Here is a 25,978-nt window from a genome sequence, read left to right on the forward strand (position 1 = left end):
AGGCGACATCGAACCAGTCCGGGTGGCTGGTTCGATGTCGGAAACGTGGTTCGACACGGAGGCGATCCGCGCCCGATGCTCAGCGCTCAGGGACGGACGCCGCGGGCGGCGAGCTCCGCTCGGGTGCGGGCACCGTGCTTCCGGAGCAGGTTCGCCACGTGGTACTTGACCGTGTTCGGGCTGATCCCGAGTCCCTCGGCGATCTCCCGGTTCCCGACGCCGGTCACCACGAGCCGGAGCACGTCGCGCTCGCGCTCGGTCAGCCCGCTGTCGTCGGGCAGGTCCACCGCCCCGGGTGCGGGATCGAGGGGGAGTGAGATGTCGAGCGTCGAGCCCCACCCCGGCGTGGAGTCGACGCGCATCGTGCCGTCGAGGGCGACGACCCGCTCGGCGATCGGCCGGACGGCGTCGTCGTGGGTGTCGAGCGTGCCGGCGCCGTCGTCCCGCAGCTGCATGAGCAGGTTGCGCCCGTCGCAGTCCCACTGGATGCGGACCCGTCGGGCGACCCCGTCGTCGACCAGTGCGAGCACGGCCGTCCGGACGATGGCCCGCGCGCTGTGGGCGACGTCCCCGGGCAGGGCCCTGCCGGTCGCCGGCGGCTCGACGAACTGCACGTCGAGGTCCCCGAACCGGACGAGCGGGCGGAGGTCGGCCCGCAGCCGTGAGAACGCGCCGGTGACGGGCTCGAGCAGTGTGCTCCGCTGCCGGTCGGTCACGGTCCGGAGTTCGACGAGTGCAGCGGAGGCGATCTCGACGGCCTCGGCGCGGGCAGCGGCGTCGGACAGGCGGTCCGCGCGCAGGGCGGCGAGGACCGACTCGAGGGTCAGCGCGTGGCGGTCGGTCTGCTCCGCGACCGTCCGCGCGTGCTCCGACGCCGCGATCCGGCTTGCTGGTGCGTCCGGTCCCGTCTCCACGAGGACCGAACCTACCCGTCCCACCCGGACGGACGACCCCACCCGATCGGGTGGGTGTGCCGCCTGCGTGGGCAGCGGCGCGCACGACGCCGCGCGAGGAGCATCGGATCCATGGCCACCACGACGACCGCCGACGCCCTCGGGCTGATCGGCGACGAGCTCCAGGACCTGATCGCCGCCGTCCGCGGTGCCGACCAGGCGCCGTTCGAGCGCGCCCTCGACCTGCTGTCCGGCGCCGAGCGCGTCTTCGTGCACGGCGCCGGCCGCTCGGGCCTCGCGCTGCGGATGACCGCGATGCGCCTGATGCACCTCGGGCTCGACGTGCACGTCGTCGGCGAGGTCACGACGCCCGCGATCCGGCAGGGCGACCTGCTGCTCGTCGCGAGCGGCTCGGGCACGACGAGTGGCATCGTGCAGGCGGCACGGACCGCGTCGGACGTCGGCGCGCGGGTGCTCGCCGTGAGCACGACGGACGACTCCCCGCTGTCCGAGGTCGCCGACGCCACGCTCGTGCTCCCCGCGGCGACGAAGACCGACCGGTCGGGCACGACCTCGGCGCAGTACGCCGGCAGCCTGTTCGAGCAGGGCGTCGCACTGCTCGGGGACGCCCTGTTCCACGCGCTCTGGCAGCGCAGCGGGCACTCCGCCGACGACCTGTGGCCGCGGCACGCCAACCTCGAGTGACAGCGAGCGTGACACCGCCCCTGCCATCCGAGCGCACCGTCGACACCCCCACGAACCACCACCGGAAGGACACCACCATGCAGCTCCAGTTCGCCATGGACACCCTCACCACCGAGGCCGCCCTCGACCTCGCCGGCAAGGCCGCGCCCTACGTCGACGTCATCGAGCTCGGCACCCCGCTGATCAAGAGCGCCGGCCTCTCCGCGATCACCGCGATCAAGGAGGCCCACCCGGACAAGGTCGTCTTCGCCGACCTCAAGACGATGGACGCCGGCGAGCTCGAGGCCGACATCGCCTTCTCGGCCGGTGCCGACCTCGTCACCGTGCTCGGCGTCGCGGGCGACTCGACCATCGCCGGTGCAGTCAAGGCCGCCGAGGCGCACGGCAAGGGCATCGTCGTCGACCTGATCGGCGTACCGGACAAGGCCGCCCGCGCGAAGGAAGTCGTCGCGCTCGGCGCCGCGTTCGTCGAGATGCACGCCGGCCTCGACGAGCAGGCCGAGGAGGGCTTCACCTTCGAGACGCTGCTGCGCGACGGCGAGGCCTCGGGCGTCCCGTTCTCGGTCGCTGGCGGCATCACCACCGAGACGATCGAGGCCGTGCAGGCCTCGGGCGCCCGCATCGCGGTCGCCGGCAGCGCGATCTACAGCGCTGATGACGTGGCTGCCGCCGCGTCTGCGCTGCGCGACGCGATCTCGGAGCCCGCTTCCGCCTGATCCGCACCACCTGACGGACGGGAGGCCCGTGGCGACACCGCCACGGGCCTCCCGTCCGTCCCCGGTCCTGACCGGACCGTCCTCAGGGCTAGTACGGACGCTGCGGCCACGGGGCCACGAGCGCGCCTCCCGTCGTCAGGAGCGACAGCACGAGCCCGAGCAGCGAGTCGGCGATGAACGCGACGGCGGCGAACCGCACCGCGGACCGCGGGTCGCGCCGTGCCCACTGCGCCGCGAGGACGAGCACGACGAGGCCGACGACGTGCCCCACCAGGAGGCCGCCGAACGCGAGGCCGGAGTTCGGGTTCGGGCCCGAGCGGTCCGGGGTCGCGCCGCGCGTCGCCTCCTCCGTCATGAGGAACAGGAACAGCCAGGTGGCCGCACCGCCCAGCACGCCGAGTCCCGCCAGGACCCAGTACACGGCTGCCCGACCCGTCGATCGCCAGCCCCGCTGCTCCTGTGTGCTCGCCCCGGTCACCCCGTCAGGCTACTGCCGGGCCCTCCGCCGACCGGAGGTGGCGAGGAGGGCGTCGACCAGCAGGAACCCGAGCAGGGTGACCCCGACGACCGGCAGCAGCAGTGCGAGGCCGACGGCGACGTTGACCACCGCGGCGGTGCCCCACCACGGGGCCCGGGCCAGCGCTCCCGCTGCCGGGGCGCGACCGGAGCGCGCACCGGCGGGTCGGCGCTGCCACCACATGACGTACCCGAACACGACCATCGCTGCGATCCCGAGTGCCGCCAGGAGCAGCACGACCTGGTTCGCCAGCCCGAACAGTGCTCCCATGTGCGTGTTGATGCCGAGCTTCGCGGCCTTCGCCATGAGCGGGTAGTCGGCCCAGGTGACCTCGGACACCGCCGTCATCGTGCTCGGGTCCACGGCGACGGCGTTCATCGCGACCGGCCAGCTGAGCTTGATCTCCTCGACCGTCCACGCGGTGCCGGCCGTCGCCGGCGGGCGGATCCGGACCTCGGCTGCTTGGACGCCGGAGTCGCGGGCGACCGCGAGCACCTGGTCGAACTGCTCGGGCGTCGTCGTCGGGGAGCCCATCGACATCGCACTGCCGCCGTGGTGACCGGCGTGCTCGCCGCCCGACGCCGACGCCGACGAGCCGTCGAGTGCGGTGTCGACCGTCGGCGCCTGCCAGCTGAGCGCCGAGCGGAGCGTGCTGACGTTGTCGCCCGCGAAGTGCGACCAGGTGATGCCCGTGGCCGACAGGAACAGTGCGCCGAGGAGCACCCATGCGCCCGTCGCCGCGTGCCACGAGAAGGTCCGCCGGTACCCGGTCACGCGGTTGTCCGGTAGGAGCAGGTCACGCTTCCGTCGGGCTCGGCGGAGGCGGAACGCCCACAGCCCGATGCCGGCCAGGGACACGATCCCGAGCCACGAGGCCGCGGTCTCGCTGTAGAGCCGTCCGACGTCGCCGAGGAACAGGCTGCGGTGCACGGTGCTGATCCACGTGCGGAAGGGGAGCGAGCCCGACGTGCCGTACACCGGCAGGTCCCCGCGCACCGCGGCGTCACCGGGGTCGACGAACACCGCGCGGGTCTGGGACTCGAGCAGTCCTTCCTCGGTGAACATCACGCGCGTGGTGGTGCCGGGCTCCGGGGCCGGTCGGACCTCGGCGACGGTGTCGTCCGGGTGGCGCTCGGCGACGTACCGCTCGGCGGCGGCGACCTGGTCGGCGAGGGGGAGTGCGGGCGCGGACGACGGCGCCGTGAGCTCCTGCCGGTACACGCTCTGCTCGATGGTCGGTGCAACGGCGTAGACGGCGCCGGAGAGCGCGGCCACCAGGACGAACGGGCCGACGAAGAGCCCTGCGGTGAAGTGCAGACGGAGGAGGAGCTGGGTGAACCAGCCGCGGGACGGCGGCGGGGCGGTGACGGGCATCGGAGCGCGGGGTCCTGTCGGGCGGATGTGCGGCACCGTGCCGCACGACCGCCGACTCTACATGCTGTAGAACATCAGCGCCGCACGTCGCAGCCGCAGCTCGCGCCGAGCACGAGTTCCGCCGGCACCAGGTCGAGGTGGTGGGCGTCGGGGTCCTCCCGTGCGAGCACCCGGTCGACCGCGGCCGCGGCCATCGCCTCGACGGGCTGCCGGACGACGGTGAGCTGCGGGTTCGTGTAGTCCGCCTCGGCCACGCCGTCGAACGACACCACGGCGACGTCGTCCGGCGCACGGAGCCCGAGTTCGTACAGCGCACGCAGGAGCCCGACGGCCTGCAGGTCGGAGCTGACGAACACCGCCCGTGGTCCGGCGCCGCCGTCGAACATCCGCAGGCCCGCCTCGTAGCCGCCGGCGCGGTCGAACGAGCAGCGGACGATCGGACCGTCCGGCAGCCCGGCGGCTCGGAGGGCCTGCATCCACCCCTGCTCGCGGAGTTCCATCGAGCCGGTGTGCCCCATGACGAGCCCGATCTCCCGGTAGCCGTGGTCGATGAGGTGCTGCGTGCCCTCGCGGGCGCCGCGCAGGGCGTCCACGCCGATGCTCGCGTACTCGGGCACCTCGAAGAAGGTGTTGAGCAGCACCATCGGGATGCCGGGGTCGGTCGTCGACGACAGGTCCGGGTGCGTCATGATGCTCGTCACGATGATGCCGTCGACCTGGCGGGCGGAGAGGGTGCGGAGTCGCTCCCGCTCCTGCTGGGCGTCCCCGTCGCTGTTCGCGATCAGGACGTCGTACCCCCGGGCGGCCGCCGCGTGCGTGACCGCTACCGCGAGCTCCGACCAGAAGGGGTTGTCGAGCTCGGGCACGATGAGACCGAGCATCTTCGACGAGCCGGTTCGGAGCGCCTGGGCGCTCGCGTTCGGTCGGTAGCCGAGGACCCGGATCGCCTCACGCACCCGCGCTGCCGTCTCGGCGGCGACCGGGCGCGGCCCGTCGTGCACGACGTAGCTGACGACCGAGGTGCTCACGCCCGCGTACCGGGCGACGTCCGCGCGGGTGACCGCCCTCGGGTTGGTCGGCACGCTCACGGGATCACCTTCGTCGGTCGGTCGGTCGACCGCTCGGGCCGACAGGAGCGGCCCGGCTCCGTCGCGGGACGGGGCCGGGCCGGGCCGCACGAGGCGGGTTACTCGCTCGCGATCCTAGACGAGACGGTGCTGGTGACGGGTACGGGTGCGTCCCCGTGGTCCGGCACCGGGAGCCGGACGCCGCCCTGCAGGGCCGAGCGGTGCGCGACGATGCCGGGCAGCGTGTACCGCGCGGCGACCCAGGCGTTCACCGGGGGCAGCGTCCCGTCGACGACCGCGCGGACGAAGTCGTCGACCAGGAAGTGGTGGCTGCCCTCGTGTCCGGTCGGCACCCCGTCGAACTCGGCGGGCAGCCGGTCGACGTCGTGCACCGGGGCGTAGCCGGAGACGAACGCGTCGCGGAGGGCCGGGTCGACGTCGGCGAGACGCGGGTCGTCGAGCTCCATCGTCGGGCGGGTGTCGATCTGGTCGCTGACGTCGTGCACGGCCTCCTTGTCCTGCCACACGCTGACGGTGGCGAGCTGCTCGAAGCTCGCCTCGGTGCCGAAGTACCGGAAGCGGGACTCGCGGAGGTGCGACGGGTAGCCGACCCGGCGCATCTCGTTGATCCGCACGACGCCGCCGTTGTCGAGCTCGAAGAGGGCGGTCGCATTCGAGAAGTCGTTGTCGAACTGGCTGACCTCCTTGTCGAACACCCCGTCGTCGCGGTCGTCCTTGACGCCGATGCAGCTGACGCTGACCGCGTGCCCGGGGATCGCGCCGAGGACACCACCGACCGAGTGCGTCGGGTAGAGCATGGGCGGGTAGCTCGCGGTGCGCTTCCACTGCTCGCCGCCGCTGTACTGGTAGGCGGCGTAGAACCCGAGGTCCATGTCGTGGACGTAGTCGCCCTCGGCGTAGAACAGCCGGCCGAAGGCGCCCTCGGCGACCCGCTTCCGCGCGAAGACGGTGGCCGGGTTGTAGTGGCTCGTCTCGCCCATCATGTAGGTCAGCCCGGTCTCGCGGACGGCTTCGATGATCGCGGCGATCTCGTCCTCCGTGATCGCCATCGGCACGGCGGAGTAGACGTGCTTGCCGGCCCGGAGGGCGCGGACGACGAGCGGGCCGTGCGTCCACCGCTGCGTGAAGATCGCGACGGCGTCGACGTCCGAGGCGAGGACGGCGTCGAAGTCCTCGAGCGTGCCGTCGAGGTGCTGAGCGGCGACGAGGTCCTCGGCGCGCCCCTCGACGACGTCGGTGACGACCACCCGGTCGACGTCCGGGTGGATCTTGAAGAGCTTGGCGAACTGGGGCGCGAACTGGCCGGCTCCGACCATTCCGATGCTGATCATCAGGGACCTTCCGAGGTGGGGGGACGTGTCGCCGAGCAGGTCGCTCCGTCGCGATCGCGGCCCAGCCTGCCACAGCGTTCTACACGTGACAACCCCTTGGAGCGCGCCACAAATCGATGCTTGTGACGTCGAGTCCCCACGTGTAGATTCCCGGCCACGGACTGCCGACGTCAGTCCACCGCAGACGAAGGAGTCGCGATGGCCACCGAGAGCCCACTGTCGTCACCCCTGGTGACGGCACCACCACGGACCGCACGGAGCGCCGCCCCGGCACGTGCCCGGACCACCACGCCACGCCGCCGCCGGCGGAACGACCTGTGGCTCGCGCTCGTGTTCATCGCCCCCGCGTCGGTCGGCTTCGCGGTCTTCCTGCTCTGGCCGACGATCCGGGGCATCTGGCTCAGCTTCACCACGTACAACCTGCTCACCCCACCGGTCTTCACGGGCCTGCAGAACTACGAGCGCCTGGTCCAGGACTCGATCTTCTGGAACTCGATGGCCGTCACGGTCGAGTACGTGGTGCTGAACATCGGCTTCCAGACGGTCCTGGCGCTGTTCATCGCCGTCATGATGCACCGGCTCACGCAGTCGACCTTCGTGCGGGGCATCGTGCTGGCGCCCTACCTGGTGTCGAACGTCGTCGCGGCGCTCATCTGGCTCTGGATCCTCGACACGCAGCTCGGCATCGGCAACGAGGTCCTGTCGGCGATCGGCGTCGGTCGGATCCCGTTCCTGCAGAGCGACGTCTGGGGCATCCCGACCATCGCGTTCATCAACGTCTGGCGGAACGTCGGGTACACCGCGCTCCTCATCTTCGCCGGCCTCCAGGCACTGCCCGAGAGCGTCTACGAGGCCGGCCGCATCGACGGCGCGAGCGAGTGGAAGATGTTCTGGCGCATCACGGTGCCCCTGCTCCGCCCGATCCTGTCGCTCGTCCTGATCATCACGATCATCGGGTCGTTCCAGGTGTTCGACACGGTCGCGATCACCACCCAGGGCGGTCCGGCGAACGCGACGAACGTCGTGCAGAACTACATCTACAACCTGGCCTTCGGCCGGTTCCAGTTCGGGTACGCGTCCGCCGTCTCGGTGGCACTCCTCGTCGTCCTGAGCATCATCACGATCATCCAGTACCGACTCTCGCGCTCCGGCGAGAGCGACCTGGACTGACGGCCACCGAAGCAACCGGAAGCGAGTCGACGATGACCAGCACCCTGCCCCCGGTGGTCGAACCCACCACCACGCGCGCCCTCACCACCCGCGGAGCGAAGCCCCCGCGTCCGAAGCCCTCGGTCGGACGGGTGCTCGCCTGGACCGCGATGATCGCCGTGATCGTCGTGACCCTGTTCCCCTTCTACTGGATCCTCCGCACGGCGCTGTCGTCGAACGGCGCGATCTCCGCCGATCCCACCTCACTGCTGCCGACCGGCTTCAGCCTGGGAGGGTTCGAGCGGGTCTTCGGCCTGCAGTCCACCGAGGAGGCCCTCGCGCAGGGCGGCTCCGGCGCGGCGATCAACTTCTGGCAGTACCTGCTCAACTCGGTCCTCACCGCGACGATGATCACGGTCGGGCAGGTGTTCTTCTCCGCCGGAGCCGCCTACGCCTTCGCCCGACTGCGCTGGCCGGGCCGTGACAAGGTCTTCGGCGTGTTCCTCGCGGGGCTCATGGTCCCCACGATCTTCACGCTCCTGCCGAACTTCACGCTGATCAAGTCGCTCGGCCTGGTCGACACCCTGCTCGGGATCGCGCTGCCCTCGATGCTGATGACCCCGTTCGCGGTGTTCTTCCTCCGGCAGTTCTTCCTCGGCATCTCGCGCGAGGTCGAGGAGGCCGCGCTCATCGACGGCGCCGGGAAGGTCCGGGTGTTCTTCCGGCTCGTCCTGCCGATGGCCTCGGCACCGATCGCGACCCTGGCGGTGCTCACCTACATCACGGCGTGGAACGACTACTTCTGGCCGCTGATGGTGTCGTACACGGACAGCTCCCGCGTCCTCACGGTCGCGCTCGGCGTCTTCAAGTCGCAGACCCCGCAGTCCGGCACCGACTGGGCGGGCCTCATGGCCGCGACCCTCGTCGCCGCCCTCCCGATGATCGTGCTGTTCGGCGTCTTCGCCAAGCGCATCGTCAACTCCATCGGCTTCTCCGGGATCAAGTAGGGACCCCCGCACATGACGCACTCCATCTCCCGCCGCGCCCTGTTCGCGGGCGGTGCCTCGGCCCTGGCGCTCGGCGCCCTCGCCGCCTGCTCGTCACCGAGCACGCCGAACCCCCGCAGTGGTGCGACCGGCACCGTGTCCTACTGGCTCTGGGACGCCAACCAGCTCCCCGCCTACCAGGCCGTCGCGAAGGCGTTCGAGCGCGAGAATCCGGACATCAGGATCCGCATCACGCAGCTCGGCTGGAACGACTACTGGACGAAGCTCACCGCCGGGTTCATCGCCGGGACCGCGCCCGACGTCTTCACCGACCACCTGTCGAAGTTCCCGCAGTTCGCCGACCTCGACGTGCTCTACAAGCTCGACGAGCTCGAGGCGACGAGCACGATCCGCGACGACGACTACCAGTCCGGCCTCGCGCAGCTCTGGAAGGGTCGGGACGGGCACCGCTACGGGTCGCCGAAGGACTGGGACACGGTCGCGATGTTCTACGACCGGAACGTGATCGCGAAGGCCGGCTACACCGCCGAGGACCTCGCCGCACTCGAGTGGAACCCCGACGACGGCGGCACCTTCGAACGGGCCGTCGCGCACCTGACGATCGACAGCAAGGGCCGTCGCGGGGACGAGCCCGGCTTCGACAAGAGCAACGTGGCCGTCTACGGCATGAGCGCCAACGGCAGCGGTGGCGACGGCTTCGGCCAGACGCAGTGGTCCCCGTTCACGGGCTCGATCGACTGGTTCTACACGAACAAGAACCCGTGGGGGAACGCGTTCCGCTACGACGACCCCGCGTTCCAGAAGACGATCTCGTGGTACTTCGGGCTCGCCGAGAAGGGCTACATGCCGAAGTACGGGGTGTTCTCCACCACGACCGGTCCGGACGTGCAGCTCGGCTCGAAGAAGGTCGCGCTGTCGTTCAACGGGTCGTGGATGATCGGCGCCTACGCCAACCTGCAGGGCGTCGACGTCGCCATCGCCCCGACGCCGAAGGGGCCGATCGGGCACCGAGCGTCGATGTTCAACGGCCTCGGGGACTCGATCACGAAGCAGGCCAGGAACCCGGAGGCCGCAGCGAAGTGGGTGGCGTTCCTCGGCAGCGCCGCGGCGCAGGAGATCGTCGGCCGCGCAGGCATCGTCTTCCCGGCCCGCCGGTCGGGCACCGACGCCGCGGTCGCCGCGTTCCGGGAGCGCGGGCTCGACGTCTCCGCGTTCACCGAGCAGGTGGCGGACGGCACGACGTTCCTGTTCCCCGTCACCCGGAACCCCGCCGACGTGCAGGCCCTCGTGCAGCCGGCGTTCGACGGCATCTACGCGAACGGCAAGCCCGTCTCGTCGCTGACCGGCGTGAACGAGCAGGTGAACACGCTCCTCGCGCTGACCTGACCCGACGTGCCGGGACCCGCGACCCGACGTGCCGGGACCCGCGACCCGACGTGCCGGGACCCGCGACCCGACGTGCCGGGACCCGCGACCCGACGTGCCGGGACCCGCGACCCGACGTGCCGGGACCTGCGGTCCAGCGCCGATCGTCCGCACACCGCACCACGGTGCGGTGTGCGGACGACCGCGTTGACCCTCCACCGCAGCAGGACACAGACTGGCGCCGATGACCCAACTCACCTCCCTCGTGTACATGTCCGTCGCCGTCGACGAGATGACCGACGACCAGCTGGTCGCCATGCTCCGTGAAGCCCGCCTGCGCAACGACGCGCTCGGTGTCTCCGGCCTGCTGCTCGCGAAGGGCGGCCGCTTCATGCAGGTGCTCGAGGGTCCGTCCTGGAGCGTCGAGGACCGCTTCGCCGCGATCGAGCGCGACACCCGTCACCACGGCGTCAAGTCGCTCTCCCGCGAGGACATCGACACCCGCCGCTTCGACGGGTGGTCGATGGCGTTCGGCAACCCCTCGGACCTCGAGGTCCGCGAGGAGCCCGGCTTCAGCACCTTCCTCACCGAGCGCTCCGGCCTGCCCGCCGACCTGGCCGGCTCGCCGGCCGACTGGCTGCTCCGCTGGTTCCGCGGACGCGACCTGCAGGACGTCCCCGAGGAGCGGATGACCCTGGCCCGTCACGCCGCCTGACCGTCGTCCACGACGACGCAGCGCGACCACCCTCGGACTGGAGGCACGGTGCCGGCCCGCACCGTGCCTCCCGTCCGTGACACTGGTCACGTGGGGAAACGTGAGCAGATCCTGGTGGCCGCGGCGGAGGAGTTCGACCGTGTCGGCTTCGCCGCCACGTCGATCGCGGCCGTCGCACGACGCGCCGACGTCGCGCAGGGAACGCTGCACTTCCACTTCCCGACGAAGCTCGCGCTCGCCCTCGGGGTGATCGACGAGCAGAACGCGCGGACCTTCGCCGAGGTGCGCCACGACGCCACCTCGCCCCTGGCCGCGTTGATCGGCGCGTCGAAGCACATCGCCGACCTGCTCCGCACCGACCCGATCGTCCGCGCCGGCATCCGGCTGTCGCTCGAGCGCGGCGAGTTCTCCGGAGCGACGTCGTCGTTCTACGAGCAGTGGATCGGTGGCATCGTCGACGTCTTCCGGTTCGCGATCGGCAGCGGGGAGCTCGAGACCGACCTCACCCCGGAGGAGCTCGGCGGATCGGTCGTGCCCTACTTCACCGGGGTGCAGCTGGTCGCCGAGGTGCGGAGCGGTCGTGCGGACCTCGACCCGGCCGTCGCCGTGATGTGGCGGCTGGTCGTGCAGGCGACCGCGGCACCCGCGCACCGGACGCGGTTGCTCGGGGTGGTCGCGGACACCTTCGCCGCGGCAGGCTGAGCTGCGTCGGGCTGAGCCGTGCCAGCGGTCGGCGGGCCCGCAGCGCGACACGGCCGGCGGGCCCGCAGGGCCATGCGGCCGGCGTCAGCGGTCGGTGAGCTCGCGATCGCGGAACCACTTGAGCAGCCACGCGGCGCTCGTGCCGTCGAACTCCGGCGCGAAGTCCATCGTGCCGGACAGGAACGGGCTGAACCCCTCCTCGGTGGCGACGTCGCGGTCGTCGAGCGACCGGTAGGCCATCGACCAGCCGTCGAAGCGTCGGCGCGCGATCTCCTCGCGGACCAGCGACTTCACCTCGCCGTGCCGGGGATCGCGCGCGATCGCACCGAAGCGGTCGTCGACGCTCCACGCCGGCCCCTCGAGCAGCTGCATGAAGCGGCCGCCCTTCGCGACGAGCAGCCCGGAGACGCCGAGCGCCTCGTTCCGCAGGCGCGCCTCGCGCAGGAGCTCGGCGAGTGCGTGGTCGTCGAAGGGCACCGCGGAGCGGCTCATGTAGACGATGGAGACGAGCACCGCTCCATCTTCGTGCATCACCGGCGCGGGGCCGACCACTGTCCGCCAGCCGCTCCGTGGACCCACGGGCGGGATGCCTAGGATCGACCGCATGGCGACCGTCCTCCTCGTCCGGCACGGACGCACCACCGCGAACGCGACCGGCGTCCTGGCGGGTCGCACCGCCGGGGTCGCTCTCGACCGGGTCGGGCGCGAGCAGGCCGACCGTGCCGCCGAACGCATCGCGCCGATCCCGCTCGCCGCGCTCGTGACGAGCCCGCTCGAACGCTGCCGCCAGACCGCCCGCGCGCTGCTCGCCCGCCAGCAGGGGAGCCCCGACGTGCGCGTCGAGCGGGCGATCACCGAGGCCGACTACGGCGACTGGCAGGGTCGGAAGCTCGCGGACCTGGCGCAGGAGCCGCTGTGGCGCACGGTCCAGGCGAACCCGAGTGCCGTGGTGTTCCCCGGCGGCGAGTCCATGCAGATTATGCAGTCCCGGGCCGTCGCCGCGATCCGCCGCATCGACGCCGAGGTCGAGGCCGAGCACGGCCCGACCGCGGTGTGGGTCGCGGTGAGCCACGGCGACATCGTGAAGTCCGTCCTCGCCGACGCGCTCGGCATGCACCTCGACCTGTTCCAGCGGATCGCGGTCGGTCCCGCATCGGTCTCCGTCGTCCGCTACGGCGAGCACCGGCCCGAGGTCGTCGCGACGAACACCGACTCGGGCGACCTGTCCTGGCTCGCGGCGGCGCCGGCCCCGACCGGGGACGCGGCGGTCGGCGGCGGCGCGGGACACGGTGATCCCCGACCGGCTGCCGGAGCGTCCGGCGACGGCGAGCCCGGTCCTGCTGGCGGCGCCGGCCACGGCGAGCCTGGTCCTGCTGGCGGTGTGGGTCACAGCCAGCCGGGGACCGCGCGACCCTGAGCGGACGGAGCCGGACGCTCCTACAATCGGGTCATGCCCACCATCGTGCACGGCTTCGACTGGCCGGAACGTCTCGTCGTCGGGACGGTCGGCCGCCCGGGCGAGCGTGCCTTCTACCTGCAGGCACGCGACGGCAAGCGGGTGACCAGCGTCGCGCTCGAGAAGGAGCAGTCGGCGGTGCTCGCGGACAAGGTCGCCGAGCTCCTCGACGAGGTCGCCACCGTCGAGGACAACCGTTTCAGCGTCCCCCCGGAAGCACCGTCCGAGCTCCGCGACGCCGCACCGCTCGACCAGCCGGTGGAGCCCGAGTTCCGCGCGGGCGCGCTGAGCCTGGGGTTCGACCCGGCGACCGCGCAGGTGGTCATCGAGGCGTACCCGATCGAGGACGAGCTCGAGATCGTCACCGAGACGAACGAGGACGGTGACGAGGTCGAGGCCGTCGTCGAGATGCCCGAGCCGGCCGAGGTCTTCCAGGTGAAGATCCCCGTCGGCAGTGCCCGGGCCTTCGTCGAGCGCACGCGCGAGGTCGTCGCAGCAGGTCGACGGCCCGGCGACGCATGAGCCCCGCCGCATGAGTTCCGCCGCTCCTCGGTACGACGGCCCACTGACGATCCGGGCGCGCATCCGCGAGGCGTCGAACGCCACCTTCCTCGCCGACCTCGACGGCGAGTCCGTCGTGTACAAGCCCGTCGAGGGGGAGCGTCCGCTCTGGGACTTCCCCGACGGCACCCTCGCCGGCCGTGAGGTCGCCGCCCACCTGGTCTCCGAGGCCTTCGGCTGGTCGATCGTGCCGCCCACCTGGCTCGGTGACGGTCCGTTTGGCCCCGGCATGGTCCAGCGCTGGCAGGACGTCGACCCGGAGCAGGACGCCGTCGACCTGGTGCCGACCGACGAGGCCGACGCCGAGGACGCCCCGTGGCTGCCCGTGCTCGAGGCGATCGACGAGCACGACCGACCGGTCACGCTCGTGCACGAGGACACCGCTGCGCTCCGTCGGATGGCCGTGTTCGACGTCGTGGTGAACAACGCCGACCGCAAGGGCGGGCACGTGCTCGCCATGCCGGACGGCCACCGGTACGGCGTCGACCACGGGCTGACCTTCCACGTCGACCACAAGCTCCGCACGGTCCTGTGGGGCTGGATCGGGGAGCCGCTGGACCCCGACGAGCTCGAGGGACTCGACCGCGTGTCCGAGGCACTCCGCGGCGACCTCGGCGTCGCGCTCGCCGAGCACCTGACCCGCAATGAGGTCGACAACCTGCGTGCCCGCTGTGCCGCCCTGCGGGCGGTCGGCGTGTTCCCGCCGCCGCCCGGCCACGGCCCCGCCGTCCCCTGGCCCCTCTTCTGACGGATCTCCTTCCGCGGAACGCAACCGTGCCGACTGCGCGCAACGGTACAGCGCTGCGCGCTGTCGCTGAGGTTGCGTCTTGCGGACGGGCGCAGGGCGTGACGGACGGGAGGCGCGGTGCCGGCCGACACCGCGCCTCCCGTCCGTCAGCCGGTCGCGTCTACCCCGACCAGTCGTCGCCGAACAAGGACGCGCCGCCGCGACGCGCCCCGAGGTACGAGCCGACCACGGCGACCCCGAGGTCGTCGTTCTCCGGCGCCACGACGGAGCCGTCCACCCGCCGGGCCATCGCGTCGATGAACCGCGCCAGCCCGGGGTCGTCGCCGAGCCGGAAGAACGTCGTCTGTGCGCCGAGCCGACCGGCGTTCTCCAGTTCGCGCACCGTCAGTGCGATCGTCACCGGGTCGGGCGGGTAGCCGAACCACACCTGCCCGTTCGGCTCGAGGTGCGAGGTCGGCTCGCCGTCCGTCACGACGAGCAGCACGGGCTGGGCCGTCGGGTGCTTCCGGAAGTGCCGGTTCGCCAACAGCAGCGCGTGGTGCAGGTTCGTCCCCTTGTCCCACTGCGCGTCGAGGCCGACGAGCTGGTCGACGTCCATCACCTCGGCCTCGCGCCCGAAGGCGATGAGCTGCAGGTCGTCCCCGCGGAACCGGGTGCTGACCAGCGTGTGGAGCGCGAGGGCGGTGCGCTTCATCGGGACCCAGCGGTCCTCCATCGCCATCGAGAACGAGGTGTCGACGAGCAGTGCCACACAGGCCTGCGTCCGCGCCTCGGTCTCCTGCACCTCGACGTCGTCGATCGTCAGGCGCACGCCGGGCCCGGTCCTGCCGTCCGCGGCGGTGCGCACGAGGGCGTTCGTGATCGACCGGGGGAGGTCCCACGGTTCGGTGTCGCCGAAAGCCCACGGACGGGTGGCACCGGAGGGCTCGCCGGAGGCACCCGATCGGCGGAGGTCACGGGCACCCTGCCGCCCGGACATCCGCTCGGCGACGTCCTTGAGCAGGCTCTTGCCGAGCTGCCGCATCGCCTTCGGGGTCAGACGCAGCTGACCGTCCGAGCCGCGCTTGACCGCGCCCGAGTTGCGGAGGGCCTGTTCCAACCGCTGCAGGGTGCGGGCGTCGACCGTTGCCTCGTCCCCGAGCTGGCGCTGCAGGGCGTCGAGGTCGAGGTCGGCCAGGTCGGACCCCGGCCCGGACTGCGCGAGCTGCTCGGCCAGGGCGTCGAGGTCGGCGATGTCCTGGAACACCCCGGTGCCGTCGCCGAGCCCGAGGCCCTGCTCGCCGTCCATGCGCTCCGAACCGCCCCAGTCCTCGCCGGGACGGAGCGCGCGCAGGTTGTCGTCGAGCTGCCCGAGCTGGCCCATCAGGTCCGGCGAGCCGAACGCCTGCTGCGCCAGGGCGTCGAGCTCGTCACGCTGTTCCTGCGTCATCGAGTTCCGCATCCGCTGGGCGGCCGCGGCCCGGGCGGCGAGGTCGTCGAGCAGCTCCTCGACGTTCTTCGGCTCTGACGGGAAGTGCTGCCCGTGCTGCGCCATGAAGGCGTCGAACTGCTCCTGCGTGTCGGTGCCGCGTCGGTGGTCCTCGAGCAGCTGGTTGAGGTCGCGCATCATCGCCGAGACGGCCGCGCGGTCCTCGTCGGAGGCGTTCTCGAGCGCCTGCTTCATCCCGGCGAAGCGCTGGTCGAGGACCTCGCGCCCGAGCAGGTCCTTGATCTCGTCGTACTTCTGCCGAGCCGTCGGGCTCTTCCAGTCGTAGCCGGCAAGCTCCTGCACGGCGCTCGCGGGTGACGGCGGGAGGCTGTCGAGCTGCATCTCGGCCAGTGCGCGGTCGCCGTCGTCGAGGTCGACGTTCCGGGCGAGCTCACCGCGTTCGGCGAGCAGGGCCTCGTCGAGCAGCTCCTTGACCTGCCGCAGGGTGCCGTCGAGGTTGTTCCGGCTGGTGAGCTCGCGCCGACGTTCGGCGACCCGGCGCATCAGGTCGTCGAGTCCGCGCTGGGTCTGACCGCCGCGCCGCAGGAACTCGCGGAGCGCGCGCTCGGGTGAGGTGCCGCCCATGACGTCCTCGCCGATGGCGTCGAGCGCCTCGGACAGGTCGACCGGGGGAGCGAGCGGGTCCGGTCCGCCCTCGTACCTGCCGTAGCGGGCGTCACGGGTCAGGCGGCGGTTCTGCCGACTAGCCATAGACGGCCTCGCCGCCCCCCGACTCCTTGCTGATGCGTCGGGCGAGGAAGAGCCCCTCGAGCGCGAGCTCGATCGCGCCGGCACGCTCGCCGTCGTCGGTCGCACCGAGCCGCTCGCAGACCTGGTCGTACACGTCCGACTCGCCGATCGAGGGCAGCCCCTCGAGGAACGCCCGGGCGCTGACCTGCTCACCGGTGGTCACCATCGTGCCGCCGTCGAGCGCCTCGACGAGCACGCCGAAGTCGATCCCGCGGAAGCGCGAGCGGACGGTCTCGGCCGTCGCGGTGCGGAGCAGGTGCTCCAGGACCTCGTCGGCACGGTCCTCTTCCCCGTTCTCGAACTCGATCTTGCCGCCGAGCACGTCGACCGCGGTCTCGAGGTCGATCGGCCGGGCGACCGGGTGCTCCTCGCCCTGCCGCGCCGCACGGTGCACGGCCGCGGCGGAGATCGTCTCGGCCCCGGCGATCGCGAAGCGTGCGCTGACGCCGCTGCGCTGGTCGACGGCGCTCGACTGCCGCAGGGCACGGGTGAAGCGCGCGAGGATCTCGACCAGGGCGTCCGGCACCTCGGCGGTCAACTGCGCCTCTTGCCGGATGACCGCGACCTCGTCCGCGAGCTCGATCGGGTAGTGCGTGCGGATCTCGGCGCCGAAGCGGTCCTTCAGCGGGGTGATGATCCGGCCGCGGTTCGTGTAGTCCTCGGGGTTGGCGCTCGCGACGACGAGCACGTCGAGCGGCAGGCGCAGCACGTAGCCGCGGATCTGCACGTCGCGTTCCTCCATCACGTTGAGCATCGCGACCTGGATGCGCTCCGCCAGGTCGGGGAGTTCGTTGATCGCGACGATGCCGCGGTGACCGCGGGGGATCAGGCCGAAGTGGATGGTCTCGGGGTCGCCGAGGCTGCGTCCTTCCGCGACCTTCATCGGGTCGACGTCGCCGATCAGGTCGGCGACGCTGGTGTCCGGTGTCGCGAGCTTCTCGACGTAGCGCTCGTCGCGGTGCACCCATGCGATCGGCAGGGCGTCACCGAGGTCAGCGGCGCGACGGATGCTCGCCGTCGTGATCGGTTCGAAGGGGTGCTCGCCGAGCTCGGACCCGGTGATCACCGGGGTCCACTCGTCGAGCAGTCCCTGCAGCGTGCGGAGAAGGCGGGTCTTGCCCTGCCCGCGTTCACCGAGCAGCACGACGTCGTGCCCGGCGATGAGCGCGCGTTCGAGCTGCGGGATGACGGTGGTCTCGAACCCGTGCAGGCCGGGCCAGGGGTCCCGGCCGTCGCGCAGGGCCTGGAGGAGGTTGTCGCGGATCTCGGCGCGGACCGACTTCTGGACGTGTCCAGCAGCGCGGAGCTCGCCGACCGTGTGGATGTCAGGTCGGGTCACGGTCCGCACGCTACGCCCGCGCACCGACATGCGCGAGGGAAGGCGCGTGGCGGACCCGCCACGCGCCTCCCGTCCGCCTGGTCACGGCCCGCGTCCGTGTACCGCGAGACGCCCTCGACCGCGCGAGACGCCGCCGGATCCGGCGGCGTCTCCCCGCATCGGGTGCGTCTCGTGCCGTCGCCGGCGTCTCGCAGTCGAGCGTGCCGGGACCGGGCGGCGGGAGCGTCAGCCGAACAGGCGGCGCGACGCGATCTCGGCGCCCTCGACGAGCGCGCGGAGCTTGGCCCACGCGACGTCCGACGCGACGAACTCGTAGCTGGCGAACGTGGCCAGGCCGCAGTCCGTCCCCGCGACGATCCGGGTCGGGTCGCCGACGGCCTCCGCCGCCTCGACGATCCGGTTCGCCACGAGCTGCGGGTGCTCCAGGTAGTTCGTCGTCACGTCGATGACCCCGGGTACGAGCACCGCGCCGTCGGGCAGCGGCAGGTCGCGGAACGCCGGGCACTCGTGCGCGTGCCGCGGGTTGCCGAACGGGATGCTGAACGAGCCGACCTCGGCTCGGTACAGGTGGGGGAGCAGCACGTCGACCGGGACGTCGTCCTGGTGCGGCCCCTGCCAGTTGCCGTAGCAGACGTGCAGCCGGGTCTGCTCCTTGGGGATGTTCCGCAGCGCGTGGTTCAGGGCGTCGACGTGCAGGTCCACGGCCGCGAGGAACTCGTCCAGCGGCGCGTCGCCGAAGTGGATCACGCGCTCCATGGCGAGGTCCGGAGCGTCGAGCTGCAGGACGTGCCCGCGTGCGACGATCTCCTCGTACTCGACGCGGAGCTGCTCCGCCAGTGCGAAGACGTACTCGCGGTGGTCGCGGTAGTGCGGGTTCGCCTCGTCGAGCAGCAGGGTCGTCGCGACGATGCCGGGGGTCGCAGCCGAGATGAACGTGCCGGCCGGCGCGCGGCCGGCGGCGGCGTTCCGGTCGAGTTCGCGAGCGAAGCCGTCGAGGTCCTCGCGGATGCCGGCGCGTTCCTGGTCGTACTCGAGCAGGCCCTGGGCCACAGGGGTGTCCCACACGCGGGCGAACTCGGCGCCCTCGTCGATCTGCCGGGCCTGCAACGCCGCGTACTCCGGGAACTTCACGCTGTCGAGCGTGGGCTTGCGGTGCCCCGAACCACCGAAGCCGGACAGGCGCTCGCTGATGTACGTCGAGAAGCCGACGCGGGGGACCTCGCCGTCGTTGACCACGTCGATCCCCGCGTCGAGCTGCGCGTCGACGGTCCGCGCGAGGACGGCGGCCGTCTCCTCGCGGAGCGCCTGCTCGTCGAAGGGCTTCCCCTGGTCGCGGGCGACCAGGAGCGCGGTCAGCTCGGGCGTCCGGGGGAGCGATCCGGTGTGCGTGGTCAGGATGCGGTCGGTCGAGTTCTGCAGCGGCACGCCGCCACGCTACCGATCCCGACGTGCGACCGGTGCGGCCGTGACGTCGCGCGTCACCGTGATCCGAGGCGGACGGGAGGCGCGGTGCCAGCCTGCCCCGCGCCTTCCGTCCACATCGCACGACTTCCTGAATCTGTGAGGACGTAAAGCTGCGCTGGCACTGGGAACCTGCCTGGAATCTCCGGAGTACGGTCCGCTCTCGTGAGCAGTACGACGAACGGGGCGATCACGAGCCTGGTCCCCGCCAGGATGGACAGACTGCCGTGGACGCGGTTCCACTGGAGCGTGGTGGTGGGACTGGGGGTGTCCTGGATCCTCGACGGCCTCGAGATCCAGATCGTCTCGAACGCCGGCTTCCAGGCGGACCTGGACCTGTCGACGCAGCAGGTGACGTTGCTCGGCACCATCTACCTGGTCGGGCAGGTCGTCGGCGCCCTCGTCTTCGGACGCCTGTCCGATCGGCTCGGGCGCCGGAAGCTCTTCATCCTGACGCTCGCGATCTACCTGATCGGTTCGGGCATCGCGGGGTTGGCGCAGGACTTCTGGTTCCTCGCGGCGTTCCGCTTCATCGCGGGGCTCGGCATCGGCGGTGAGTACGCGGCGATCAACTCGGCGATCGACGAGCTCATCCCGTCGAAGTACCGCGGGCACGTCGACATCGCCATCAACGGCACGTACTGGGGCGGTGCCGCGCTCGGTGCGTTCGCGAACATCTACCTGCTCGACCCGTCGATCTTCGCGGAGAACATCGGCTGGCGCATCGGGTTCTTCCTCGGCCCGGTGCTCGGCATCGCGATCATCTTCCTGCGGCGGCACATCCCCGAGAGTCCGCGCTGGCTGATGACGCACGGGCGCGAGGACGAGGCCGAACGGACGGTGTCGGAGATCGAGGACTCGGTCGAGAAGAGCACGGGCCACCGTCTACCCGACGTCGACCGGTCCAAGGCGATGACCGTCACCCCGCTCGACAAGGTCGGCTTCCTCACCATCGCGCGGGTCCTGCTCAAGCAGTACCCGACCCGCACCCTGGTCGGCGCGACGATGATGATCACGCAGGCGTTCCTCTACAACGCGATCTTCTTCACCTACGCGCTGGTGCTCACGAACTTCTTCGGGCTGAAGACCTCGGAAACGTCGGTGTACTTCTTCCCGTTCGCCATCGGCAACCTGCTCGGGCCGATCATCCTCGGGCGCTTCTTCGACACCTGGGGCCGGCGGCAGATGATCTTCCTGACGTACCTGGTGTCCGGGCTCGTGCTGGCGACCTCGGCGTTCCTGTTCCGAGCGGACGCGATCAGTGCCACGGTGCAGGTCGTCTTCTGGTGCGTCTCGTTCTTCTTCGCGTCGGCCGGTGCCTCGAGCGCCTACCTCACCGTGAGCGAGATCTTCCCGCTCGAACTGCGGTCGCAGGCGATCTCGTACTTCTTCGCCCTCGCGCAGATCTTCGGTGCGGTCGCGCCCGCCGTCTACGGCGCGTTCATCGGGGACGGTTCGTCTCGGGAACCGCTCTTCTGGGGGTACCTGCTCGGGTCGGCGGTGATGATCGCCGGTGGGGTCGTGGCGTTGGTGTTCGGGGTCGATGCGGCGCGCAAGGGGCTGGAGGACATCACCCAACCCTTGTCGGTCCTCACCGACGCGTCCAAGAAGTAGTATTTCGTATACGTGATGTTTAGCGCCGAAACCCTCTCGCTGGGAGGGTCTCGGCATGTCACTCCTCCACATCCCGACACCGACCGGATCGTTCCACCGGTCGCCCGCCTCCGGAGCACCCGGTGGTCGTCGTGCGTGACCCTGGGGCGATGGATCGGTCATCGTCTCCAGGGAACGACCGGGTCCCCGACCCGAACGGCATCCGACGCAGCCTGCTGCGGGACGCCGTCTTCCTCAAGCTGCTCGAGAACGTCCTGCGCGGGGTCTACCGCCGCGGACAGCGACTCCGACTCGACGACATCGCGCGGGACATGCAGGTCTCCCGGACGCCGGTGCGCGAAGCCCTCGTCCCGCTCGAGTCGCTGCGACTCGTCAGCGTGCAGCGATACGTCGGGGTCGTGGTCGCGCCCTGGTCCGTCGGGCAGATGGTCGAGCGGCTGCGGGTCGCGCGGGCGATGATCGCCGATCCGGCACCCGGGTGCCAGGGGGTCGACGAGCCGTTCGACGCACACGTGCTCCGGTCCTGCCTGACCGAGGCCGGAGCGCTCGTCGAGATCGGTGCGTGGTACCTGCGTCGACGCGGTGCGATCGTCAGTGCCGACTGGCTCGTGGCGCAGCGCGCGGTGCTCGACACGTTCTTCACCGACGACGTCGCCGTGGCGAACGGGATCGACGCCGTCGTCGGGCGGCGCGCTCGTGTGCAGCAGGTCGAGCGGGCTGCTGCTGCAGCGGAGCGTGCGCAGCCCGACGTGTGCGCGTCGGAGCTGCTCGGGTTGGCCGAGGACCTCATCGCGCTACCCGACCGGTTCCGCTCGGCTGCCTGAAGTACGGGGGTGGCCCGAGGGGCACCCAGGGCGGGGGCGCGGACAGGGTCCGCGCCCCCTGGCCGTCCCCTCCGGGCCGCCGCGGTCGGGTGCGTCGGGCTCGGCAGAAGGGGGGACGACGTCTGGTGCTGTGTCGCGGCGACGGGGAGGTGATGCCCCCGGAACGTGATGTCCGCGTCCCGTCGATGCTAGGCGTCGGGGTACGACCCGACAACCCCCACCTGTCCCCACTTCAGGGGACCCGACCTCCCGCGCTCGATCGCTCGCGGCGTCCGGTGGACAGGGCGGCGCGCGCAGCACGGTGGTGCCGAGGTCGAGAGGATGCTCGTCCTCCTGTATGGTGGGACACGCGCTCGCGAGAGCGCACGGAGACGTCGCATAGTCAGGCCGAGTGCACCACCCTGCTAAGGTGGAGTCCCCTTTGAGGGGACCGAGGGTTCAAATCCCTCCGTCTCCGCACTCCACGGAACCCCCGCCGCCGGCGGGGGTTCTGTCGTTCCGGCGTCGTGCCACTCAGTGCGCTGGCGGGTTTCTGAAGCGGCCGCGTCCGCGTGAGACGCCCTCCCGTTGCTGAGACGACGCCGGATCCCGCGGGGTCTCGTCGGGGCGGAGGTGCTTCGCGCGGACGGCAGCGTTCCGTCAGGCGCGGGGAGGCGCGGTCGTCGACCGGACGACCAGGGTCGGCGCCACCAGCGTCCGTTCCGGCGCGCCCTGCCCTCGCGGAGCGCCGATCAGGTCCACCAGGCGCTCCGCCGCGAGCCGGCCGACCTCGTCGTTGTGCGGGTCGACGGTGGTCAGCCGGACGAGCGGTGACGATGCGAGCGGCGTCTCGTCGTTGCCGATCACCGAGACGTCCTCGGGCACGTGGAGGCCCGCGTCGCGCACGGCGGCGATCGCTCCCATCGCCATGACGTCGTTCGCCGCGAACACCGCGGTCGTCTCCGGGTGCTCCACCAGTGCCCGCCGCGTGCCCTCGTACCCGGTCGACTCGGCGGTGGCGCCGCTGCCGTAGACGAGCGGTGCGGAGCCGGCCGCGACCATCCGCTCGACGGCGGCTGCGCGCCGGGCGGCAGCCGGGCCTCCCGAGCCGGTGACGTGGACGATGTGCCGGTGGCCGAGCGAGAGCAGGTGCTCGGTCGCGAGCCGCCCGCCCGCGGCCTCGTCCGACGCGACGACGTCCAGTCCGCTCGGCACCGTCGCCCGTTCGCCGGCGACGACGACCGGGGTGCCGGGCGGGACCGCGGTGTCGGCGGAGCCCTCGGCGGCGAGCACCACCCCGTCGACGCGGAGCGCCAGGAGGTCGTCGAGCGGTGACGTGCCGAGGTGGGCGTTGGCCCGGGTGTCCGCCAGGGTCAGCCGGAGACCGTGCGGCGCCAGTGCCGTGCGCACGCCCTCGAGCATCGGCACGAACCAGGGGTTGCGGAAGTCGTCCACGACCACGCCGACGGTGCGCGTGCGGGTCCCGGCGAGGATCGCGGCAGCGCGGTTCGGTCGGTAGTCGAGCTCGTCCGCGGCGGCGAGGACGGCCGCGCGCCGTGCGGGGGAGACGCCCGGGTCGTCCCGCAGCACCATCGACACCAGCGACTTCGACACCCCGGCTCGTGCGGCGACGTCGACGATCGTCGGTGAGCGGTGCGACACGGGCGCCTCCGGACGGATCGCAGGATCGGGGCTTGACAGGACATGCACTGCCGTCGGTACAGTCTAGTGCGCTCTGGAACGTTCCAGAGTCCCACTCGTCTCGAAGGAGAGCACGCATGGTCGACAGCATCGGCGTCGCCGTCATCGGCGCTGGCATGGCGGGGAAGGCACACGCTGCCGCATGGCGCAACGCCCCGTCCCTCTTCGCACCGACCCTGCCGCCGGTGCGGCTCGTCTCGGTGTGCGACGTGTACGAACCCGTCGCCGCCGAGACCGCCCGGCGCTTCGGCTACGCACGGCACGACACCGACTGGCGTGCGGTGGCCGCGGCGGACGACGTCGACGTCGTCAGCGTGGTCGTCGCGAACCACCTGCACCGCGAGGTCGTCGAGGGGCTGCTCGCGGCGGGCAAGCACGTGCTGTGCGAGAAGCCCCTGTCGGACACGCTCGAGGACGCCCGGGCGATGGCGTCCGCAGCCGACCGTGCGGCGGAGCGCGGGGTCGTCGGACGGATCGGCTTCACCTACCGTCGCGCGCCCGGGCTCGCGGCGATCCGGGAGCTCGTGACGGACGGCACCCTCGGGCGGGTCCTGCACGTCTCGGGTCGGTACTGGACCGACTACGGCGCCTCACCCGACGTCCCGATCTCGTGGCGCTTCACCGGGGCACCGGGCACCGGGACGCTCGCCGACGTCGGCTCGCACCTGACGTACGTCGCCGAGTTCCTCGCCGGGCCGGTGTCGAGCGTCTCCGGCGGGACGTTCACCACCGCGGTCACCGAGCGTCCGGTCGCCGCCGGCTTCGCGCTGCGCGGGCAGGACGTCCCGCTGACCGGGGAGCGCGCCGTCGTGGAGAACGACGACTACGCCACGTTCTCGGCGCGCTTCGGGGACGGCACGGTCGTCGGTTCGCTCGAGGCGTCCCGGGTCGCCACCAGCCACCCGAACGGCCTGGTCGTCGAGGCCTTCTGCGAGCACGGCGCGGCGCGCTGGGACCAGGAGCGTCCGTCCGAGATCGGTCTCGCGCTGCAGTCGGACGGCTCGCGGACCGGAGGGTACCGCCAGGTGGTGCTCGGACCGGACCACCCGTACGTCGCCGGCGGGATGGCGATGGACGCGCCCGGTGTCGGCTGGGGACAGAACCAGATGTTCGAGTACCAGGCGCGGGCGTTCCTCGACGAGGTCGCCGGCGTCGTCGACCCGTTGCCGACGAACGCGACCTTCCACGACGGCGTCCACAACATGGAGGTCCTCGACGCGGTGGCCCGGTCCGCGGCAGCCGACGGCGCGGTGCAGACGGTCGCCGAGGCGGTGCACGCATGAGGCTCGGGCTGTACGACGCGATCCTGCACGACCGCCCGCTCGAGGACGCCCTGCGGGTCGTCGCGGCGAACGGTCTCACCGGCATCGAGCTGAACACCGGTGGGTTCCTGCCCAGCGTGCACGTCCCGGACGTCGACGCGATCCTGGTCGACGACGCCGTCCGCGACGCGTTCCTCGCGCGGTTCGCCGGCACCGGTGTCGAGATCGCCGGGCTCAACTGCAACGGCAACCCGTTGCACCCGGACCCGGCGATCGGCCCCACCCACGCCGACGACGTCCGTCGCAGCATCCGCCTGGCCGGTCGGCTCGGGCAGACGCGGGTCGTGACGATGTCCGGGCTGCCGGCGGGGGAGCCCGGAGGGCGCCGTCCGAACTGGGTGGTGAACGCGTGGAACTCCGCCGCGCTCGACGTCCTCGAACACCAGTGGAGCGTCGCCGTGCCGTTCTGGCAGGAGATCGACGCGCTCGCCGGGGAGCACGGCGTGCGGGTCGCGCTCGAGCTGCACCCGCAGAACCTCGTGTTCAACGTCGCGACGATCCGCGAACTCGTCGAGCGCGGTGGGCTGACGAACGTGGGGGTCGAGCTCGACGCGTCGCACCTGTTCTGGCAGCAGATGGACCCGGTCGCCGTGGTCCGCGAACTCGGGCCGCTCGTCGTCCACGCCGCCGCGAAGGACGTCCGGATCAACCCGGCGGCGGCGCTGAACGGCGTGCTCGACAACTCCTTCCGCCGACTCGCGCCGGACGAGCCCCGCACGAACCTGGGCGGCGACGAGTGGGCGAACGCCTGGCCGTCGCCGTCGTCCTGGGACTTCGTCGCGCTCGGCAAGGGACACCCGACCGCGTACTGGACCGAGTTCCTCCGTGCGCTGCACGAGGTCGACCCGGAGATGCGCGTCAACATCGAGCACGAGGACACCGAGCTCGGGCGCGAGGAGGGGGTCGCGGTCGCAGCCCGGGTGCTGATCGCCGCCGAGGCGGCGCGGGCGGCGGCGGACGGCGCGGACGAGCGCACGGCGGACGGGGGCGCTCCGCACGAGCACGCGACGGACGCGGTCGGGCGGTCGGCGTCCTGAGGTGCGGACCGGCGGACGGGAGGCGCGTGGCGGGCCCGCCCCGCGCCTCCCGTCCGCCGGGTGGTCGCGTCCGGGTGTGCCTTCCGGATGATCGGTGACGCATCCCCCGGCGGCTGTCACCGCGCCGTTGTAGCATGCACGACACCTGTCCCGAGA

24 protein-coding genes and 1 tRNA gene are annotated in these 25,978 nt (G+C 71.7%); 15 read left to right on the top strand and 10 right to left on the bottom strand.

Going from position 1 to position 25,978, the window contains the following annotated elements:
• Window positions 1–86 precede the first annotated feature (86 nt).
• On the bottom strand, window positions 87–914 hold the full coding sequence (locus QUG98_RS04500) for a LuxR C-terminal-related transcriptional regulator (RefSeq protein ID WP_289469425.1): 828 nt from the start codon (window positions 912–914) through the stop codon (window positions 87–89).
• Between the two features lie 111 nt (window positions 915–1,025).
• Here QUG98_RS04500 and hxlB point away from each other — a divergent pair, with 111 nt between their 5' ends.
• Window positions 1,026–1,598 carry a 6-phospho-3-hexuloisomerase gene (gene hxlB, locus QUG98_RS04505; RefSeq protein ID WP_289469426.1) on the top strand — a complete coding sequence of 191 codons (573 nt, stop codon included), beginning with the start codon at window positions 1,026–1,028 and terminating at the stop codon, window positions 1,596–1,598.
• Window positions 1,599–1,675: 77 nt separating this feature from the next.
• A complete protein-coding gene (gene hxlA, locus QUG98_RS04510; RefSeq protein ID WP_289469427.1) occupies window positions 1,676–2,314 on the top strand; it encodes a 3-hexulose-6-phosphate synthase in 639 nt (212 codons plus the stop codon).
• Window positions 2,315–2,402: 88 nt separating this feature from the next.
• On the opposite strand, the gene QUG98_RS04515 is transcribed toward hxlA, so the two are convergent.
• The 4 genes from QUG98_RS04515 to QUG98_RS04530 form a co-directional block, all read right to left on the bottom strand.
• Window positions 2,403–2,792, bottom strand: a complete 390-nt coding sequence (locus QUG98_RS04515) for a hypothetical protein (RefSeq protein ID WP_289469428.1) — start codon at window positions 2,790–2,792, stop codon at window positions 2,403–2,405.
• Between the two features lie 9 nt (window positions 2,793–2,801).
• Complete coding sequence (locus QUG98_RS04520) at window positions 2,802–4,205, bottom strand: PepSY-associated TM helix domain-containing protein (protein ID WP_289469429.1); 1,404 nt, start codon at window positions 4,203–4,205, stop codon at window positions 2,802–2,804.
• Between the two features lie 74 nt (window positions 4,206–4,279).
• Window positions 4,280–5,293 (bottom strand): LacI family DNA-binding transcriptional regulator, encoded by a 1,014-nt coding sequence (locus QUG98_RS04525; RefSeq protein ID WP_289469430.1) that lies wholly within the window; start codon window positions 5,291–5,293, stop codon window positions 4,280–4,282.
• A gap of 98 nt (window positions 5,294–5,391) precedes the next feature.
• Window positions 5,392–6,627 carry a Gfo/Idh/MocA family protein gene (locus QUG98_RS04530; protein ID WP_289469575.1) on the bottom strand — a complete coding sequence of 412 codons (1,236 nt, stop codon included), beginning with the start codon at window positions 6,625–6,627 and terminating at the stop codon, window positions 5,392–5,394.
• Between the two features lie 195 nt (window positions 6,628–6,822).
• Here QUG98_RS04530 and QUG98_RS04535 point away from each other — a divergent pair, with 195 nt between their 5' ends.
• The 5 genes from QUG98_RS04535 to QUG98_RS04555 all read left to right on the top strand — a co-directional run bounded on the left by QUG98_RS04535 (window position 6,823) and on the right by QUG98_RS04555 (window position 11,562).
• The gene (locus QUG98_RS04535) at window positions 6,823–7,794 is read left to right on the top strand and encodes a carbohydrate ABC transporter permease (RefSeq protein WP_289469431.1); all 972 of its coding nucleotides are present in this window, start codon (window positions 6,823–6,825) and stop codon (window positions 7,792–7,794) included.
• A 32-nt stretch (window positions 7,795–7,826) separates the two neighbouring features.
• A complete protein-coding gene (locus QUG98_RS04540; RefSeq protein WP_289469432.1) occupies window positions 7,827–8,780 on the top strand; it encodes a carbohydrate ABC transporter permease in 954 nt (317 codons plus the stop codon).
• A 12-nt stretch (window positions 8,781–8,792) separates the two neighbouring features.
• Window positions 8,793–10,166: an ABC transporter substrate-binding protein gene (locus QUG98_RS04545; RefSeq protein WP_289469433.1), complete on the top strand. Its 1,374-nt coding sequence runs from the start codon at window positions 8,793–8,795 to the stop codon at window positions 10,164–10,166.
• Between the two features lie 223 nt (window positions 10,167–10,389).
• Complete coding sequence (locus QUG98_RS04550; RefSeq protein ID WP_058749657.1) at window positions 10,390–10,860, top strand: BLUF domain-containing protein; 471 nt, start codon at window positions 10,390–10,392, stop codon at window positions 10,858–10,860.
• Between the two features lie 90 nt (window positions 10,861–10,950).
• A complete protein-coding gene (locus QUG98_RS04555) occupies window positions 10,951–11,562 on the top strand; it encodes a ScbR family autoregulator-binding transcription factor (protein ID WP_289469435.1) in 612 nt (203 codons plus the stop codon).
• 84 nt (window positions 11,563–11,646) lie between these two features.
• On the opposite strand, the gene QUG98_RS04560 is transcribed toward QUG98_RS04555, so the two are convergent.
• A complete protein-coding gene (locus tag QUG98_RS04560) occupies window positions 11,647–12,075 on the bottom strand; it encodes a BLUF domain-containing protein (RefSeq protein ID WP_289469436.1) in 429 nt (142 codons plus the stop codon).
• 91 nt (window positions 12,076–12,166) lie between these two features.
• Between QUG98_RS04560 and QUG98_RS04565 the strand changes: the two genes are divergently transcribed.
• Genes QUG98_RS04565 through QUG98_RS04575 form a run of 3 tightly spaced genes read left to right on the top strand, consistent with a single transcriptional unit; the run spans window position 12,167 to window position 14,327 of the window.
• On the top strand, window positions 12,167–12,979 hold the full coding sequence (locus tag QUG98_RS04565; RefSeq protein ID WP_289469437.1) for an MSMEG_4193 family putative phosphomutase: 813 nt from the start codon (window positions 12,167–12,169) through the stop codon (window positions 12,977–12,979).
• Between the two features lie 33 nt (window positions 12,980–13,012).
• A complete protein-coding gene (locus tag QUG98_RS04570) occupies window positions 13,013–13,540 on the top strand; it encodes a DUF3090 domain-containing protein (protein WP_289469438.1) in 528 nt (175 codons plus the stop codon).
• A 10-nt stretch (window positions 13,541–13,550) separates the two neighbouring features.
• On the top strand, window positions 13,551–14,327 hold the full coding sequence (locus tag QUG98_RS04575) for an SCO1664 family protein (RefSeq protein ID WP_289469439.1): 777 nt from the start codon (window positions 13,551–13,553) through the stop codon (window positions 14,325–14,327).
• Between the two features lie 160 nt (window positions 14,328–14,487).
• Here QUG98_RS04575 and QUG98_RS04580 read toward each other — a convergent pair whose 3' ends face one another.
• From QUG98_RS04580 to QUG98_RS04590, 3 genes are all read right to left on the bottom strand, one after another.
• Complete coding sequence (locus QUG98_RS04580; protein WP_289469440.1) at window positions 14,488–16,506, bottom strand: vWA domain-containing protein; 2,019 nt, start codon at window positions 16,504–16,506, stop codon at window positions 14,488–14,490.
• Window positions 16,499–17,914 (bottom strand): MoxR family ATPase, encoded by a 1,416-nt coding sequence (locus QUG98_RS04585; RefSeq protein ID WP_289469441.1) that lies wholly within the window; start codon window positions 17,912–17,914, stop codon window positions 16,499–16,501. The genes QUG98_RS04580 and QUG98_RS04585 overlap by 8 nt, the downstream gene beginning before the upstream one ends.
• A gap of 195 nt (window positions 17,915–18,109) precedes the next feature.
• A complete protein-coding gene (locus QUG98_RS04590) occupies window positions 18,110–19,309 on the bottom strand; it encodes a cobalamin-independent methionine synthase II family protein (RefSeq protein WP_289469442.1) in 1,200 nt (399 codons plus the stop codon).
• Window positions 19,310–19,510: 201 nt separating this feature from the next.
• Here QUG98_RS04590 and QUG98_RS04595 point away from each other — a divergent pair, with 201 nt between their 5' ends.
• The 3 genes from QUG98_RS04595 to QUG98_RS04605 all read left to right on the top strand — a co-directional run bounded on the left by QUG98_RS04595 (window position 19,511) and on the right by QUG98_RS04605 (window position 22,240).
• Window positions 19,511–20,959 (top strand): MFS transporter, encoded by a 1,449-nt coding sequence (locus QUG98_RS04595; RefSeq protein WP_434533416.1) that lies wholly within the window; start codon window positions 19,511–19,513, stop codon window positions 20,957–20,959.
• A 149-nt stretch (window positions 20,960–21,108) separates the two neighbouring features.
• Window positions 21,109–21,783, top strand: coding sequence for a GntR family transcriptional regulator (locus QUG98_RS04600; protein WP_289469443.1), 675 nt, complete (start codon window positions 21,109–21,111; stop codon window positions 21,781–21,783).
• A gap of 367 nt (window positions 21,784–22,150) precedes the next feature.
• A tRNA-Ser gene (locus QUG98_RS04605) sits at window positions 22,151–22,240 on the top strand.
• 182 nt (window positions 22,241–22,422) lie between these two features.
• Here QUG98_RS04605 and QUG98_RS04610 read toward each other — a convergent pair.
• The gene (locus QUG98_RS04610; protein WP_289469444.1) at window positions 22,423–23,424 is read right to left on the bottom strand and encodes a LacI family DNA-binding transcriptional regulator; all 1,002 of its coding nucleotides are present in this window, start codon (window positions 23,422–23,424) and stop codon (window positions 22,423–22,425) included.
• A gap of 116 nt (window positions 23,425–23,540) precedes the next feature.
• On the opposite strand from QUG98_RS04610, the gene QUG98_RS04615 reads away from it, so the two are divergent.
• Window positions 23,541–24,746: a Gfo/Idh/MocA family protein gene (locus QUG98_RS04615; protein ID WP_289469445.1), complete on the top strand. Its 1,206-nt coding sequence runs from the start codon at window positions 23,541–23,543 to the stop codon at window positions 24,744–24,746.
• Window positions 24,743–25,822 carry a sugar phosphate isomerase/epimerase family protein gene (locus QUG98_RS04620; RefSeq protein ID WP_289469446.1) on the top strand — a complete coding sequence of 360 codons (1,080 nt, stop codon included), beginning with the start codon at window positions 24,743–24,745 and terminating at the stop codon, window positions 25,820–25,822. The genes QUG98_RS04615 and QUG98_RS04620 overlap by 4 nt, the downstream gene beginning before the upstream one ends.
• Window positions 25,823–25,978 lie beyond the last annotated feature (156 nt).

The organism is Curtobacterium subtropicum (assembly GCF_030362975.1).
In the GTDB taxonomy this organism is placed as follows: Bacteria; Actinomycetota; Actinomycetes; order Actinomycetales; family Microbacteriaceae; genus Curtobacterium; species Curtobacterium subtropicum.